Raw genomic sequence first — 16,206 nt, 5'->3', positions numbered from 1 at the left:
TCCTACCCCTGGGCGACTCATGAGGTTCCTGTCTTATTATAGTGAGGTTAAGAGCTAAGCAACACCCTTGCAAGGGAACCGTTCTAATTGGAATTAATGCATAATATTCAATAAGTTAGATCGCTAATCGTTACCACCCGCTACCATTGGTCGGACACCAGACTGCGCTGGATCATGAGCAGAAAATTCAACATGAAGGCGTTTCAAGATCGCCAGAACCCCTTCGGCAGACTGTTCGCACCCACGCAACAATCCCACTCGCATGCTGGCGCCACCCTTGAATCGCTTCTTGTCAATTTATCAATTAAGTTTGGTTGCGACTGAGTGTCGGCGTTGCTCAGAAAGCCTCAGCCACCCAGCGTTCTTCAGCGAAAAAACACATTTTGAAGGAACGCCAAGAAGTATCGACTAGTGCTCGTCAATCTAGCCCATTGAATTAACTATATTTTTTGCGACTACGATTTTTTGCGGTCACGAACAGAAGCACCACTCAATTTAATTGAAAACCGATATTGAGCGCTGCCTCCTGTGACCCGCCCGAGCCTATTTATGTCCGATCCTCCTCGCCCGCTTCGACTCCAGAGTATTCAGGTCGTTTGTTCCCTTCAGCACCTTCCTGACCACTCTAGCTATCGCTGGCCGCTCCAAGGATGCACCCGGGAGTCCTCCCCTACGCGGTCAGTCCATGATCAGTTCTTCATGACGCGCAGTTCGTCCTTGGAGCCGCGCGGTACGCAGGCATTATTGACCACCTGTATCGTCGCCCGATGATTAAGGTATTGGGCTACGCGCCCCACGCTTTCTACTTGAGCTGGAGATAGTCTCGGGCGACCGTTGCTACGCCCTGATCAGTAAGTAGTACATAGATGTGAAGTCCGCGAACCTCACGCATGTAGCTCAGCAACTGCCCTTCCTTCAGCTTGGGTTGGCTTGGGTCATTGACGAGTAAGATTGAGTCTTCGTACCAACCTTCCGGGTGCTCGTAGCCTGCAACTTTTCTTGGCGATCGAGGCTTACCTACATCAGCGAAGCCAAACGGATCATCAGGATCAGAGGCATCTTGTGACGTCTCCGAAACCGCATATTCAACGACGTAACTGCCAAATGTACCTTCCTGACTCCCGGCCATGCTGCTGTCGAATTCAACCAGCATTCGGCTTTCTCGCCTCAATTCGGTCAATGCGAGTTCGAGCAGGCTGGATATGCCTGACGCACTCTCTGCCTCCACCGTAATCTTCAACTTTTTCAAGAGTTCTCTCCTTTGAGTTATTTGTCGTCAGCCACAGTTGGAAGTGTAAAGCCCCCGTGCGGCATAAAAACTGCCATCCGTTGCCTCAGAGCCCCGGGGAGGCTCGAAACAGGTTGACACTGATCCGGTTACTACTGCCCTGCCCTTCTACATTACTTTCGACGACTCGCGGGAAAAATGGTCTCATCAATGGCCCAGGCAACTGCCTTCAGGTCTTTCTCATCGAAGATAACCCGCGCATGCCTCAAGTATGCAGAGATTTGTGACCAGCTGTACGCCAGTGTGCCCAAGGTAGCAATCTCCGATCTGTTCACGGGGAATGGTGTCGAATAGGCCCGAGTTGTGTCCCTGATAAAAACAGCCTCCACATCGGAGATCAGCTCGAAACTCACCCCAAGCATCCAATACGCAACCGCGAGATCACGAGGCTTAGCAGAGTCTGGCCTGAGACTATCCCGAACCTCGCCATGTAGTTTTTTCTTGAGCCCGGCATGAGGTTTGGTTAGACGATAGAAAAAATATGAGCGAGCAAAACCCTGGGTCTTGCTCTCATCTGAATCCTGTAGCCAAAATGCCAGCAGGAACTCTGCTGCGCGCCTGGTCGGGGTGGATGTTTCTGACAGCGAGTAGAACCAGAACTGAACCCGCTCTGTTAGATGGACGAGGCAAGAGTTATCAGCGCTGACGAATTCCGGATTCGAGTGCTGAAGCGGAAAGCTGGACGTCAACCGAGCTGCCGGGCTTTGCACATGCTCTTTGAAAGCGACCCAGGCCTTGTTCAAGACCGTGAAGTTCCGCGTTTCAAGCCGCTGCAGCATCACCCCGCCTTCATGATTCACGCATACGCAGCTACGCGACTTTTGCCACACCAGCCGCCACACAGGATTCAAGCCCGCACAGAGGTCTGCGTGAAAGCACTGTGGGCAATAGTTCAAGGCGTTTGGATAGGCTACTAATGCATCATCCGTTTCCTTGAACTGCTTTGAAATCAACAATCGCTCGCGAGGAGAGAAATGGCTAAGAAGCTCCAGATTCGCGTACTGCCGATCAGGGTCGACGCTACCTTTGCTGCATAGCAGCATGAAGTTTTCCGCAAACAGGCTGTCAGCAGAATTCCGGGGCACCAAACTACTTCTCGCAGCCCAAGACGAAAACGTTTCATCCAATACGGGAGTCACTGGTTCCTGGATAGGTACCTGGACGTGATCTGGCTCGTATCTCCTTTCCTGGCTCACCTCGTGTGCATCCAGGCAGTACCAGTCCGGCTCGCCAACAGTGTCAATCGAAGCAGTCATCTCCATGAGGAGGTGATCCATGACATCTACAGCAGCGCCGATGCGACCGCCGGAGCGCTCATGAACGACGGTCGTGTCCACTGCAACCAAAACGTCTGGGGCGTACCTGTCCACTAACCCAGCTTTTACATCCGCGAGAAACTGGTCAAAACCCGGGCCTCCCACCATAGGTTCAAGCGTGAAAATGCGATGCTTGATCGAGGCGGTTTTGAAGCTCGCGCTCAGCGTGGAAATGGCATCTGGCAGACCGCAGAACAAAAAACCCTTCTGCCTGAAACTCTTTACCCAATGAGACATGATCCAGAAGTTGGTATTTGCCTCCTTGCTGCCCTTTAGATAATTCTGAACATCATGAACTATAGACGTCTCGTAGTTTCGGGCGTTCAGCACGGCATGCTGTACTTGGCCCAGCTCGGTCATGACCGAGTCAACCTTGGTTGCGAGCTCGCCAGGCATGCCAGCCGCAATACTCAGCGCGTGCCTGAAATCAGTCGGTTCTAGCGTCGTGCCCCCGAGTACCGAGAGGACGTTCTGGCCTTCTAGACTTAAGAGAGACGCTAGGTGGAGCAGCAATGCGGTGGCTCCAGTTCCTGCCGGCGCAGCCAGCAGCAGAACCTCTCGTTCAGGTGCGCTGGGGGTTGCCTGTGAAGCGGTCTGTGACTCGGCTGGCTGAGTGACTGTACGAAAGTGCTCAAGGCACTGCTCCAAGACCTTTTGGTTGCCTGAGGCATCTGACCATTTCTCTGATTTGATCGTCATTGAGCCTGGTTCTCAATCCCGTAGCCATGAATCCTTAAATTCTAATTTTTCAAATTCTGTGCTCTCAGGGGAGCCAGGGCATCACGCGTACCACCTCGGCTAGAGCCCTGTCTCGGAAATACGTTCTCTTTGGGCGAGTGGCTCGCGTGTTCCGCGAACGCGCCGCGACGAGCCATAGCAGGCCTATGGCGAGGAGTGGCAATCCCGGCCAGGCCCCTAAGACTTCGCCAAAAGTTTCGAGACAGGACACTAGAGTCATCGCTGCTGCCCGTGCAGCTTCGTCTCCCGTCAGCCCTGCAACGTCGTTTCCGAGCAGACAACATTCAGTCGCAATGACGATAACGGTGCTCACGCAAAAGGGCCTAAGTCCGGTCGAGCATAGTCGTTTAGATTTATCTCTTCGATGACGTTCTTCATTGCGTTAACAGTGCTAACCAATATCTCCGGATTGACATATTCTTGCCCGGTCTCAACTGCCGCGCGACATGCTTCACGAGTCAGATCAGCCACCGCACGGCGCGAGTTATAAATAACCAATTTCTTTCGAACAGTAGTAGTTGTGAGCGTGTTTTTCTCAAGTATTTTAAAGAAGTCATCATTGAGTACGGAACGCTGCTCTAGCGGCATGAGTGCCAAGTACCCTTTAATAAATGACCTGCCCTCATCATCATTCTTCCAATAGCTTAGAGAACCCACTCGAATGTTGAATCTTGACTTGAGTGTTTCATCATTGTCAAACAAAGCATACATTTCGTCTGGCGTTCCAGCTAAAACAACATTTAGCTGCCATTCGTGCCCGGCCAGCCCCTTTATTGAGCCCAGCTCACGATTCACAGGCGCCCCAGTTAAAGCGAGCCTTAACATCGGAGCCTCGTCAATAAAAACCCCGCGTACGTTATGCTCCCGAACCAAAGTCTTAGCCAAGCCCACATCTCGATAGCTAAGATTCAATGGGCGTGTATGAAACCGTTCCCCGATTGCAGCCAGGAACAGCTTCATCACGCTGAGGTTTGCACTGTTTTTAACCAGGTCGAGATAAATGATCTTGCCCGGCCAATCCGACGCAGGATCAAAGCTTCGCTTTTCCCAGTTCACTCCAATCGTCGACTTGCCTAAGCCAGGAAGAGCGATGAGCGACATCCCGGCGTTTGACGTATTTCTGGGGGACGCGAGTAGCCGCTTGGCACTGTGCTCAACAGCCATCGCTGTGGGGTAGGTAAGGAATACGTCACGCATGCACGCAAGCGCCCGCTCCTCACGAGAAAGCTCCAGTAGCGCTAATGCCTGCGGGCTTAAGTGGGTCACATGTCATACCCCATCATGACTGGTATAGGGCCTTGGTGAGGCTTTGCAGGCGCTTTGGGCTCCAAGAGTGAGCTGGATGCAGGCTGATTGATCTCGCACATCTTGTCTTCAAGATCCCGGCTTTCCTGCAGCCGACGTTCCTGCTGTTGAGTCAGAAGGGACTGCTTGAGGTGATGTTGTTCCTGCATAGCTTGAAGTCCTTCAGGGGTATGCTGGCCTACTGGAAGTCCGGATTTGCGCTGGATATTCCACTCCATCATCGTTTTCGGATAACTATCTTCGTTGATAAGTTTGACAGGAACCCATAGCCCTTCGTCCATCACCCACGCCCTATACAAGTTGCCGTAATCGAGCTTAAGAGTTACCGGCTCTCCGACTCTGTTCCAGTACGGGCCGGGCTCATACAACAACCCAAGAGTCAGAAGCCCCTCACGCCTTACATGTATGTTCCTCTGATGGAGCATATCGATCTTGAACTGGGTTGCATCTTTGACAACTGGGGGCGTTCGTATTACACCGTCTTTTTCGCCAAAGTCTCTCATCCAACGCTGATTGGGCGTCAAACCATCCTCACCAGGACGTTCGTGCAGAATGCATATTTGGGTAATAATAAGAATAAACAGGTCTTTTATGGAGTATTCCGCAAGTTTCTCTGGGTTTTCTCCCCTTGCGATTTTCCTACTCGATGCTATCGCTCCGTTCAACGTCTGAATGAAATAACGGTTCACCACACCAATCTTACGCTCTACCTTGCCACCGCTCTGTGGCCGCATCCTACGCTCGTGACGTATGTCATTTTTTGCGAGCGTTGCAAGCACAGTTTTGGCATTGAGATCGCCCCCACCATCTGTCCTCAATCTGGACAACTTTCCGTACTGTATCCATTTAAACCGTGCAGAAAGCGCGAACTCCGCCAGCAGTTCATCTTTAGGCTGTAATGCCATGAAGAACGCATTCGCGAGTGTGTTTCTTGACGGCGCAGCGTACGATAACCAGAATCCTAAATAGGATTCGGTATGGTCATCACTGATGATGGTCAGGTTCGGTCGCCCCAGTACTTTTCCAGTATCAGGATCGACCGCTTGGCAGTCGAGTGGACTGTTATCAGCCTGTCCAAGCTGAAGGGCATGCTGCGTGACGGTACCAAACGGAAAAGAGTCGAATTGATCCCGCGCTACAACAGGGCCTTGGTTATTGGCAACTGCTTTGCGCATGGATGACTGGGCACACCGTCTTTCAACCGTGGAGGCTGAAGGCGGATTCTTCGAAATAGCGTTGCACTCCCACCGGACACGGTTGAGTACAGCGACTACAGAGGCACCCGGCCCCTTGTAGTCTTCATCGATCGCTTTCGCCAGAATCTCTTCAACCTCATCCTCTAGCCGGGTATCGCCCTTTCTTCGTCCAGAAACACCGGGCACCAGCGCTTCCCATGATTGCCATTCTCGATAGCGGCGCAGCAGATCATTCAGAACCGTTCGCCCGATGCTCAGTTTTTGCTCAGCCTGCTCTTTGGTGATCTGTCCCAGATACAGTGGTTTGATCACTTCCTCCCGTGCAGTCCCCACAAGAATTTGTTCAGGGGTATATGGGGAAACAGGTCTGACCTCATTGTCAGGCTCGGCGTTTTCGACACCAACGTCACTTGCCGCGCGGATTTGTTCAACGGCCTTGGTACTGATCTTGTGAACCTTGCTCTTAGGTACCTCAATTGGAGACGCAGGTAACCCGGAGAGTTTGACCAGGTAACAGCCCCGCTCCGGAACATCGCCGACTATTAGGTAGATGCCCTCCAAACCATCCACAAAAACTGCTTCACCTATTGAAAATTCCATAGCTATCGCCCGATCATTTCGAGGAGCAATGAACGATGCCGGCTATGCAACCGGTCTCTGACAAACCCGAGTGTTGGCGGATCGATGTCCAGCAGGTCACATTTGACGCAGACGTCTCGCCATAGAGCTTTCAGTGAGTAGTGAGGGGTCAGGTACTGTGATTCCTGCAGGATGAGAAAGTAAGTGATTGATTTGATCCGATACGTGGCCCCTTCGTCCTTGGTAATGGCAAGGTACTCTGCAAACTCGCAAGCAGGATTTGATTCGAACACGGGCTTAGCTGAGGCCCTGGACTTTTTGCGAGAGGCTCGGACGATTTTGTCCATATGCTTTCGGAAGGCCCCGACCGGATCCGTTGACAGGGTCAGCCGCTCCTCGGGCAGAGCCAACTGGAGTCCATTAGACAGTTTGCAGAGACGTACGACCCCGCCGCGCTGCTTCCACATAGCTTCTACGACCAGCAGATCGGACGCCGTACCCACTGAGCAAAAATCGCCGACAGAGACCATCCATTCATGCTCCAATCGTGCACCTGACGCCTAAGCATAGGTCGCCTTCGGAGGCATGGTCGTACCGCTGATCCAAAAAAAACGGAGGTTCATAAGCTATTGATTTATATGAACGTTACTTCACTAAACTCCGTTTTCTTGTGACAAAAAAACGGATGTTAGTGATGAAATTTGAAAAAATGGCGCAATTTCAAGGAGCTGAGTGGTGAACGGAGGTATGTGAAATTGGACAAAGCGAGTCATTCCGTGTGCGGTAACCAAAAATGCTCGCACGCTGGCGCTGGGTGCTACACCAATTGACCAAACGGCTCTGGTTCAGGGCGAGCCTGTTTTCCTTGCTGGGTATTGCGACCGCGTTACTCGCCGTTGTCTTCAAGGACTACATTCCCGAGTCGTTGCCCGCCCGCATGGGTGCCGACGCCGTCGATAAGATATTGGGCATCATTGCCTCAAGCATGCTCGCGGTCACGACCTTTTCGTTAAGCACCATGGTCAGCGCCTACGGTGCGGCGAGCAACGGCGTGACGCCCCGTGCCACAACCCTGGTGATTGGCTCCTCCTACGATAAGCGCGTCGGTACTCTCAGCTCAGCACACAGCCCGCCGCCTTCGCGATTTCTCAAGGTCAGGGATCCGCCAAGGGCTTGTGCCAGTTGCTGTGCGATAGCCAGCCCCAGGCCCGTGCCGCCGGTGCTGCGGTTGCGCGAATTTTCCACGCGGTAAAATGGCTCAATCACCCGGGCCAGCTCCTCTTCGGCGATGCCGGGGCCACGATCCATCACGGTCACCGAGAGGCTGTCGCCCTCCTTCGGCTCGACCCGCAGTTGCGCTGCACCGGCGAATTTGAGCGCGTTATCCGTGAGGTTTACCAGCACTCGGCGCAGCGCGTGGGGCCGCGTTTGAATCACTGCGTTGCTTTTGCCGCTGAGCTGCACGTCCTTGCCCATGTCCTGGTAGTCGAACACGAGGCTGTCGAGGAATGAATCAAGATCGGTACGGCGGCTTTCCTCGGTGGCGCCATGCACGCTGCGGGCATAGGCAACGCCTTCACGCACCAGGTGTTCCATCTCGCCGAGGTCATTCCACAATTTGTCTTTGTCGCCGCAGTCGTCCATCAATTCGGCACGCAGTTTCATGCGCGTGATTGGGGTTTGCAGGTCGTGGGAAATCGCCGCCAACAGTTGCATGCGCTCTTTCAGATAGGCCGCAATGCGCGCCTGCATGGCATTGAAGGCGATGGCAGCGTGTGCGACTTCGGTCGGGCCTTGTTCATCCAGATGCACCGGGTGAGTGTTGGGATCGAGGTTTTCCACGGCCTGGGCCAGCCGGGTCAGCGGGCGTATGGCAATACGCACAGCCAGCCACGCGCATAGAATCATCAAAGCCAACTGGCCCAGCAAAACCACCGGCAGCCACGGCGACAACGGCACCATCGAGGGGCGCACGTCGATGGTCACCGGGCTGCCGTCGGCCAGTTTCAGATGGACCTGGAAATGTTTGATAGGCCCGGGAATGTCTGTCACGGTCATCGGGTAATCCTTGCCGATGGCCTCCTTGATCGAGGTCACTGCAATCGGCGTGTCACGCAGAGCGACGCCTGGCGAGCCTTCGTCGAGCAAATAGCGGTAATTGCGTCGATCCAGTTGTTTCAACCAACTCATGCGTTCCTCGGCGGGCAAGCGGTCAAGGATGGCAATGGACGTCGATACATCGGTTTCCAGGTTACCGAGCATGGTGTTTTTTGCGGTTTCGTAACGCTCGTAATACTGCACGCCGAAGGACAAGGCCTGCGACAGGGTCAGCCCTACCAGAAAGATCAGCGACAGCCGCGAGATGAGGGTACGAGGCCAATGCAGCGAAGGCTTCATGCCGGTGCTCCAAGCACTTGCACCGGCAGCGAGAAGACATACCCCTCGCTGCGTACAGTTTTGATGTAAGCCGGCTCGCGAGCATCGTCAAGCAGGCGTTGGCGCAGGCGGCTGACCAGCAGATCAATGGAACGATCGAACAGGTCGGCGTCACGGCCCTGGGTCAGGTTGAGCAACTGGTCGCGATTGAGTACCCGCTGCGGATGGTCGAGGAACACCCGCAGCAGGCGATATTCAGCGCCGCTGAGGGCGACCATGGTGCCGTCTTCATCAAGCAGATGGCGGGCGGAGGTGTCCAGGCGCCAGCGCCCGAACCCCAGCCACCTTCCCGTTTCGGTAACGACCAGGTTGGGCGGCAGCATGCGCGTACGGCGCAGCACAGCGTTGATGCGCGCCAGCAATTCACGGGCGGCGAACGGCTTGACCAGGTAATCGTCAGCGCCCATTTCCAAACCGATGATGCGGTCGGTTTCGTCGTTGCGGGCGGTCAGCATCAGCACCGGCGTGGCCTTGTGTTTGCCGGCGCGAATGTCGCGGCAGAGCACCAGGCCATCGTCGCCGGGCATCATGATGTCAAGCACGATCAGGTCTACCGGCGTGGACTCGAGAAACGAGCGCATCTGGCGGCCATCCGCAACCACGGTCGTGCGCAGGCCGTTCTTCTTCAGGTAGTTGCCTACCATCTCTCGAATCTCACGGTCATCGTCCACGATGAGGATGTGATCAACGTGTTCCATGGGCCAAGCCTCTGTTAATGGGAATTGCGGCTCAGTCTATAGAGGCTGAGCTCGTTCGCCCGCGGCGGTTTGTATTGCAGTGTATCTGCTGTGGCGAAGGATACATGCAGAGGCAAAAACAACAATTTCCTAGGTTTTGTATGGCTGTGTATCGGGACGGGGTCCTGATACGAACCGATTTATCCGCGCCTGTTTTTGACACAGACGAGATACCTCGCGGGCTTCTAATGAGCCACATCGAGGCCAACCCAAGCGCCTCGGCTCAACTGAACGACCCAACCCTTGAAGCCTTGAGGAAACGACCATGAACACCAATACCCTCTATGCCACTTGCCTGTTTGCCGCACTGAATATCTGCACCTTCTCGGCCCGCGCCGAAGCCGACGTCACGCCGCAGACCTACACCTACGGCACGCACCTGGACATCCAGAAAGTGGTGGCATTGACACAGGATGCCGGGGCTGCCTGCGGCATTGTCGATGCCCAGCTGACCTACCTGAATTCGCAGGGCAAGACCGAGATCCTGAACTATCGCAAATTTGCCGAGTGCCACAGCGATAACTGAGCCCGGCCCACATTTCATCAGGAGACCCTTATGTTCCTCATCGCATTCCTGGGCGGCTTATTGACCGTCCTCAGCCCTTGTATCCTGCCGGTCGTGCCATTTCTGTTCGCGGGTATCGACCGCACACGCTCGTCGATCCTGCTTACCCTTGGTGGCATGGTCCTGACCTTCGCGCTGATTTCCAGCCTGGCCGTGGTCAGCAGTGAATGGGTGATTCAGGCCAACAACACCGGGCGTCATGTGGCACTGGTGGTGATGGCGCTGTTTGCCTTGTCGTTGATCTCGGCGCGAATCAGTGGCTGGCTGGCCAGCCCGTTCGTGTTACTGGGCAATCGCCTCGACCCCCAGACGCGCAACATGTCCGGGCCGCTGGGTTCGCTGATGATCGGCGTCGCCACTGGCCTGCTCTGGGCGCCGTGCGCCGGGCCTATTCTCGGGGTGATCCTTACCGGCGCCATGCTGCAAGGCGCCAATGCGCAAACCAGCCTGCTGCTGGTGGCCTACGGCCTGGGCAGTGCACTGTCGTTGGGTATGCTGATTTTTGCCGGACGCGGTTTAGTCAATCGCCTGAAGGCCTCGATTCCGGTCACGGGTTGGCTGCGGCGCGCCACCGGTTTTGCGGTCCTGGCCGCAGCGCTGATGATTTCTACCGGTGCCGACAAGACGCTGTTGGCCGGGGCGTCGTTCGAAGGCGTCAGCGTGCTGGAAAAAGGCGTGCTGCAAAGCGTCCCCAAAGTCGTCGAATACCTGGTAAGCAAGGCCAAGGCCGAACCCACCCTCGACAACGCCCAAGGCCCGATGCCGTCGCTGTCCGGCGCGGTGGAATGGCTCAATTCGCCCGCGCTGACCAGTGAATCGCTCAGAGGCAAAGTGGTGCTCGTCGATTTCTGGACTTACGACTGCATCAATTGCCAGCACACCCTGCCGTACGTGAAGGACTGGGCGCAGAAGTACGAGAAGGATGGCTTGGTGGTAATCGGCGTCCACACCCCGGAATACGGTTTTGAACGCATCATCAGCAATGTCAGGGATCAGGTGAAAAAGCTCGGAATCACTTACCCGGTAGCCATCGATAACAACTACGCGATCTGGCGAAACTTCGATAACCAGTACTGGCCCGCGCACTACCTGATCGACGCCAAAGGGCAAGTGCGTTTCACCCACTTCGGAGAAGGTCGCTACGAGACGCAGGAAAAGATGATTCAGCAACTGCTGCAGGAGGCGAAAGCTCCAGCCGCGTAACCCTTGAAAATCCATGGCCCACAGGCAACGCGCTGTGGGCCATTAGCTTTTTCTCCTGCGGCCTGGGTTGCGCGACCACCCTCTCCCGCCGACACGGGACTGCTTTACCCCGCCGAACGGCGCCAGCAGCTCTGTCGAAATTCTGTTGATCAACACCGAGCCGGCGTAGAGCGCTGAAAACGCCGCTTCGCCCTTGGCGTGTCATTTCGCGGTAGCGGCTTTTTCGATGAGGCGGACAACCGGTTCCGGGTTCGAAACCATCACCACATGGGAAGCGCCCTTGACCACCTCCACGGCTTTGGCAGCGGCGCGCTTGGCCATGAATGCCATGGCTTGCGGGGGAATGTTCTTGTCCTTGTCGCCGTAGATGTACCAGGACGGAATGTGCTTCCAGGCAGGGCTGCCGGACGCTTCGTTGAGCGCCGCTTCCGTTACCGGGCGTTGGGTGGCGGCCATCAATGCTGCCTCTTTCGCGGGGACGTCAGCGGCGAACTGGTTGTGAAACTTGTCCTGCTGGATGTACAAGTCCTTGCCCCCATCGGCCAGCGGTACAGGCGCAGCCAGCGTTGGGCCCAGCGTGCTGCCCGGGAATTTGCCGGCCAGCCCGGCGACGGTTTCCCCGGCCTCAGGTGCAAACGCACTGACGTAAACCAGGGCTTTGACGTTGGCATGATCGTTGGCCGCATCACTGATAACGTTGCCGCCATAGGAATGGCCGACCAACACCACCGGCGAATGAATGCTCGTCAGCAATGCCGAGATTGCCGAACCATCGCTTTTTACACCGCGCAATGGGTTGGCAGCGGCAACCACCGGGTAACCGTCCTTCTCGAGAATCTTCACCACGCCATTCCAACTCGACGCATCGGCAAAGGCGCCATGCACGAGCACAATCGTGGGTTTTTCAGTTTGCGACCAGGCGTGTGTCGCCATGCTCAGGCTGACGGCGACGGCCAGTGTGGTTAATACTTTTTTCATTGTTAACTCCGGGTTTGACGGGAAATCAGGGAGCGAAGCGCGTGAAGACAAAGTCGTGATTACGCACTCGCGCCTGGTGACAGGCGAAGCAGGTTGCGTGTTGGGCTTCATCGGCCGGTTTACCGTTGATAAACCGCCCGAATCCCCAACCACCGGTTGCTGCATATTTTTTCGAGTCCTTGACCATCACCTGCACGGTCGTGGCCGGCCCCGGGATGGACGCCGGCTCGAATTCCGGGGACTGCACATGTTTCCAGGCCAGCTTTACCAGCACCGTGCCATCAGGGAATGGCAGCGTTGAATCCTGATAAGCCTTGATGGCCAAGTCATTGCCCAGCACGGCTCGCAGTTCGTTCAGGGGGGCCGCTTCCTGCGCCGGCGCAATCAGCGGCCATAGGCGGTAGTTTTCCGGCAATTTCACGCCATAGATCGGTGAGGCGTCGCCATTACTGGCGTCGCTCGAGGCGACACCGGTAGCGGTCAACGCTGCGATTGCAATGGCAGCCGACATCGCGGCCAGAAATTTCAGCTTCATCATCGCCCTCCTCTCAGCCGGTTTTCAAAGATGATCGGCGTCGATCACCGCCTGGGCGAAGGCCTTCGGCGCTTCCTGCGGCAAGTTGTGGCCTACACCACCGGTGATCAATCGGTACTCATACTTGCCAGTGAAGCGCTTGGCGTACGCTTCGGCAGGTGGGTGCGGTGCGCCGTTCGCATCACCTTCCAGGGTGATGGTCGGCACGCTGATGGATGGAAATGCCGCGAGTTTCTTCTCCAGCGCGTCGTATCTGGCCTCGCCCTTGACCAACCCCAGGCGCCAGCGATAGTTGAAAATCGACACGGCCACGTGATCAGGGTTTTGCAAGGACGCCGCGCTGCGCCCATAAGTGGCGTCGTCGAAATTCCACTGTGGTGACGCCAGCTTCCAGATGAGCTTGGCGAAGTCATGGGTGTTTTTCTCGTAGCCCAGACGCCCGCGCTCGGTCGCGAAGTAGAACTGGTACCACCACTGCAGTTCGGCGGCTGGCGGCAATGGCGCCTTGCCCGCCTCTTGGCTGCCTATCAGGTAACCGCTCACAGCGACCAGGGCTTTCACTCTTTCCGGCCACAGTGCGGCAACGATATCTGCAGTACGGGCGCCCCAGTCAAACCCACCCAGTACCGCCGTCTTGATCTTCAGCGCGTCCATGAAGTCGATCAGGTCGGTCGCCAGCGCAGCAGGTTGACCATTGCGAACTGTCTTGGCCGAGAGAAAATGCGTATCGCCATAACCACGCGCAGAAGGGATCAACACTCGATATCCCTTGTCCGCCAAAGCAGGAGCGACATCAGCGTATGCGTTGATATCGTAGGGCCAGCCGTGCAACAAAATGACCACAGGGCCATCGGCTGGGCCGAGTTCCGCGTAAGAAACGTCCAGCAGCCCCGCTTTCACATGCTTAAGAGCACCGAGAGAGGTGTGAGCTCCCGGGGTGATAGCCCCAATGGTGGACGCGGGCACATCAGCCGCGCTGGCTTGGGAAAAACCGACAGCCAACGCTGCGAATTGCAGCATCGCAGCTGCCAACAGCGATGGGGCAAGACCCCGCAGGCGGCTGGATTTATTTTGATTGTTCAGCAAGGTCATCTCCATGGTGTTTCTCCGTAGCGAGCCGCCGAATAGCGGCCCGGTGTGTTGACTGGATTGGATGTGAGCTACTGGGCTGTCTTGGTTGCGCTCAGCTTGGCGCGCAGCGGCCGGAAGGCCTCCCGCAATTCTTCGCTGAACAATTGAGGTTGCTCCCAGGAAGCGAAGTGGCCGCCCTTGTTAACCTGGCTGTAGTAGGAGAGTGATGGGTAAGCGCGTTGCGCCCAGCTTTTTGGCGCCTGATAGATCTCGTGCGGGAAGACCGTGATCGCCACCGGCACCTTGATGCTTGCGGTGTTCTGCGCGGCAGCGCTGAAATTGTTGTTGTTGTTTTCCCAGTAGAAACGCGATGACGATGCGCCTGCGTTCGTCAGCCAGTACAGGCTGATATCGTCCAGCATCTCGTCACGGGTCAATACCCGTTCAGGCTGGCCATCACTGTCCGTCCACGCGGCGATTTTTTCGTACATCCACGCCGCAGTTCCGGTAGGCGAATCGGCCAGCAGGTAACCGATAGTCTGCGGGCGCGTCACCATCATCGCGCCGTATGCTGCATTGCGGCCGAAGAAGGTGCTCAAGGAATCAAACGCCTTGCGTTCAGGCTCAGTGAGCCCGTCAGGGGCCGGGTCACCACTATTGATCGGCTTGACCAATTCGGGCGGGATGGTGGCCGGCATGTTCAAGTGAATGCCCAACAGCCCCGGCGGATTCAGGCGGCCCAATGCATCCGATATGACCGAACCGTGATCTCCGCCCTGGGAAACATAGTGGGTATAACCCAGACGCTTGATGAGCACATCCCAAGCCTTCGCGACTCGATCCGGCCCCCAACCCAATTCAGTTGGCTTACCGGAAAAGCCGTGTCCCGGAATCGATGGAATGATCACGTCGAACGAATCTTCAACCTTACCGCCGTAAGCAACGGGATCCGTGAGCGGGCCGATCGTCTTCAGGAACTCAAACTGTGAGCCAGGCCATCCGTGTGTCAGAAGCAGCGGCATCGCGTTGGGGTTTGGCGAGCGAACATGGATGAATTGAATATCGACGCCGTCGATAGTCGTGATGAATTCAGGCAGCGCATTGAGCTTCGCTTCAGCCTTGCGCCAGTCATAGCCGCTGCCCCAATACTTCACCAGCGCCTGGACCTGGGCCAACTGCACGCCTTGGGACACGTCATTGACGGTCTCTTTGTCCGGCCAGCGGGTCGCCGCAATGCGCTTTTTCAGATCGGTCAATTGAGCTTCATCGACGTGAACTCGATAAGGTCTAATCGATTCGGGATGGGTCGAGGCCGAGTTGGCAGCCCATGCAGCACCGCTGCCGGCTATCAGGGCCAACCCCAAAGCGCCCATGCTCACGGAAGAAGCCAGACAATGGCGCCAGGTGAAACCGAACGTAGCTGCAGGCATTTGAATTTCCTATAAGTCATTGGTCGACGACGTCGCGAAACGCGCAGAGATAGCCGCGAGTTAAATGAGTCATCCATTGGAGAAGGTTTGCGCCTTCTCGATGGGTTCATTTAAAGCCCCGCAGGTATCCCGTATGTGTCATCAACCGACTTAAAGGAATCGCTGTGTATCTATCCAAAGCGCAGATACAAAACGATACAAATGCGCCAATCGCTGCTAAAGACAGGGTTCCACTTCGTGATCTAACCCCTGCCCATTCACGCCTTGATCGACTTGGGTATCGCGATACGGCTAGTGGTCTTAATTTCGCGCAAAGCCAGACTGGACTGGATGGACGCAATACCCACCTGACGCCTGAGCACCTGCTCGATAAAGTCACTGTAGCTATCAAGATCCTCTGCCAACACTTGCAGCACGTAATCGGCATCCCCAGTGATCTTGTGACAGGCCAACACTTCAGGCAGTTGAGCAATCACTGCCTCAAAAGCATCGGGAGCGTGGTCGGCGTGGGTGGAAAAACGGATGTGCACGAACGCCATGATATCCAGCCCCAGCATTCGTCGATCAAGGTTCGCCTGGTAGCCTTTAATCACGCCCGCCTCCTCCATTCTCTTACGCCGCCTCCAACAAGGTGTCAGGCTTAATGACAAGCGCTCACTGAGCTCAGCGTTGGAAATACTCGCATCCTCCTGCAGCAACGCGAGAATCGCCAGGTCGGTGTCGTCGAGACTGATGCGTTTGGATGTTTTTTTCTGCATTACGTCATTCCTGAGTAAAAACGCCCGAATAATCCAGTAAACCACGAAAACAAAGCAAAGAAAGCGCATCA

General features: G+C 55.7%; 13 protein-coding genes and 1 pseudogene. 3 read left to right on the top strand and 11 right to left on the bottom strand.

Going from position 1 to position 16,206, the window contains the following annotated elements; translation table 11 throughout:
- Positions 1-802: 802 nt before the first annotated feature.
- From A7K61_RS10830 to A7K61_RS10815, 4 genes are all read right to left on the bottom strand, one after another.
- Positions 803-1,249, bottom strand: coding sequence for a hypothetical protein (locus tag A7K61_RS10830; RefSeq protein WP_256557766.1), 447 nt, complete (start codon positions 1,247-1,249; stop codon positions 803-805).
- Between the two features lie 152 nt (positions 1,250-1,401).
- Positions 1,402-3,303 (bottom strand): TniQ family protein, encoded by a 1,902-nt coding sequence (locus A7K61_RS10825; protein ID WP_069557538.1) that lies wholly within the window; start codon positions 3,301-3,303, stop codon positions 1,402-1,404.
- 348 nt (positions 3,304-3,651) lie between these two features.
- Entirely contained in the window at positions 3,652-4,539 is an 888-nt protein-coding gene (locus tag A7K61_RS10820) for a TniB family NTP-binding protein (RefSeq protein ID WP_044308088.1), read from the bottom strand.
- 65 nt (positions 4,540-4,604) lie between these two features.
- Positions 4,605-6,443: an integrase gene (locus A7K61_RS10815; RefSeq protein ID WP_069557537.1), complete on the bottom strand. Its 1,839-nt coding sequence runs from the start codon at positions 6,441-6,443 to the stop codon at positions 4,605-4,607.
- A 772-nt stretch (positions 6,444-7,215) separates the two neighbouring features.
- Between A7K61_RS10815 and A7K61_RS31190 the strand changes: the two are divergent.
- Positions 7,216-7,504 (top strand): annotated as a pseudogene (locus A7K61_RS31190) (DUF2254 family protein); the annotation flags it as partial.
- Positions 7,505-7,511: 7 nt separating this feature from the next.
- On the opposite strand, the gene A7K61_RS10805 reads toward A7K61_RS31190, so the two are convergent.
- The gene (locus tag A7K61_RS10805; RefSeq protein WP_069557536.1) at positions 7,512-8,819 is read right to left on the bottom strand and encodes an ATP-binding protein; all 1,308 of its coding nucleotides are present in this window, start codon (positions 8,817-8,819) and stop codon (positions 7,512-7,514) included.
- Positions 8,816-9,556: a response regulator gene (locus tag A7K61_RS10800; RefSeq protein ID WP_044273799.1), complete on the bottom strand. Its 741-nt coding sequence runs from the start codon at positions 9,554-9,556 to the stop codon at positions 8,816-8,818. Before A7K61_RS10800 ends, A7K61_RS10805 begins: the two co-directional genes overlap by 4 nt.
- A 304-nt stretch (positions 9,557-9,860) precedes the next feature.
- On the opposite strand from A7K61_RS10800, the gene A7K61_RS10795 reads away from it, so the two are divergent.
- Entirely contained in the window at positions 9,861-10,121 is a 261-nt protein-coding gene (locus A7K61_RS10795; RefSeq protein ID WP_014718446.1) for a DUF2790 domain-containing protein, read from the top strand.
- Between the two features lie 30 nt (positions 10,122-10,151).
- Entirely contained in the window at positions 10,152-11,363 is a 1,212-nt protein-coding gene (locus A7K61_RS10790; protein WP_069557535.1) for a cytochrome c biogenesis protein DipZ, read from the top strand.
- A 201-nt stretch (positions 11,364-11,564) separates the two neighbouring features.
- On the opposite strand, the gene A7K61_RS10785 is transcribed toward A7K61_RS10790, so the two are convergent.
- The 5 genes from A7K61_RS10785 to A7K61_RS10765 form a co-directional block, all read right to left on the bottom strand.
- Positions 11,565-12,341 (bottom strand): alpha/beta fold hydrolase, encoded by a 777-nt coding sequence (locus A7K61_RS10785; RefSeq protein ID WP_069557534.1) that lies wholly within the window; start codon positions 12,339-12,341, stop codon positions 11,565-11,567.
- A gap of 25 nt (positions 12,342-12,366) precedes the next feature.
- Entirely contained in the window at positions 12,367-12,876 is a 510-nt protein-coding gene (locus A7K61_RS10780; protein ID WP_047710855.1) for a cytochrome P460 family protein, read from the bottom strand.
- A 24-nt stretch (positions 12,877-12,900) separates the two neighbouring features.
- Positions 12,901-13,974: an alpha/beta fold hydrolase gene (locus tag A7K61_RS10775; protein WP_069557533.1), complete on the bottom strand. Its 1,074-nt coding sequence runs from the start codon at positions 13,972-13,974 to the stop codon at positions 12,901-12,903.
- A gap of 62 nt (positions 13,975-14,036) precedes the next feature.
- A complete protein-coding gene (locus tag A7K61_RS10770; RefSeq protein WP_069557532.1) occupies positions 14,037-15,377 on the bottom strand; it encodes an epoxide hydrolase family protein in 1,341 nt (446 codons plus the stop codon).
- Positions 15,378-15,634: 257 nt separating this feature from the next.
- Positions 15,635-16,135 carry an Lrp/AsnC family transcriptional regulator gene (locus tag A7K61_RS10765; RefSeq protein WP_069557531.1) on the bottom strand — a complete coding sequence of 167 codons (501 nt, stop codon included), beginning with the start codon at positions 16,133-16,135 and terminating at the stop codon, positions 15,635-15,637.
- Positions 16,136-16,206: the final 71 nt, after the last annotated feature.

It is taken from the genome of Pseudomonas sp. AP42 (assembly GCF_001728935.1).
Classification (GTDB): domain Bacteria; phylum Pseudomonadota; class Gammaproteobacteria; order Pseudomonadales; family Pseudomonadaceae; genus Aquipseudomonas; species Aquipseudomonas lactis.
This window is presented reverse-complemented; position numbering and strand designations above follow the sequence as displayed.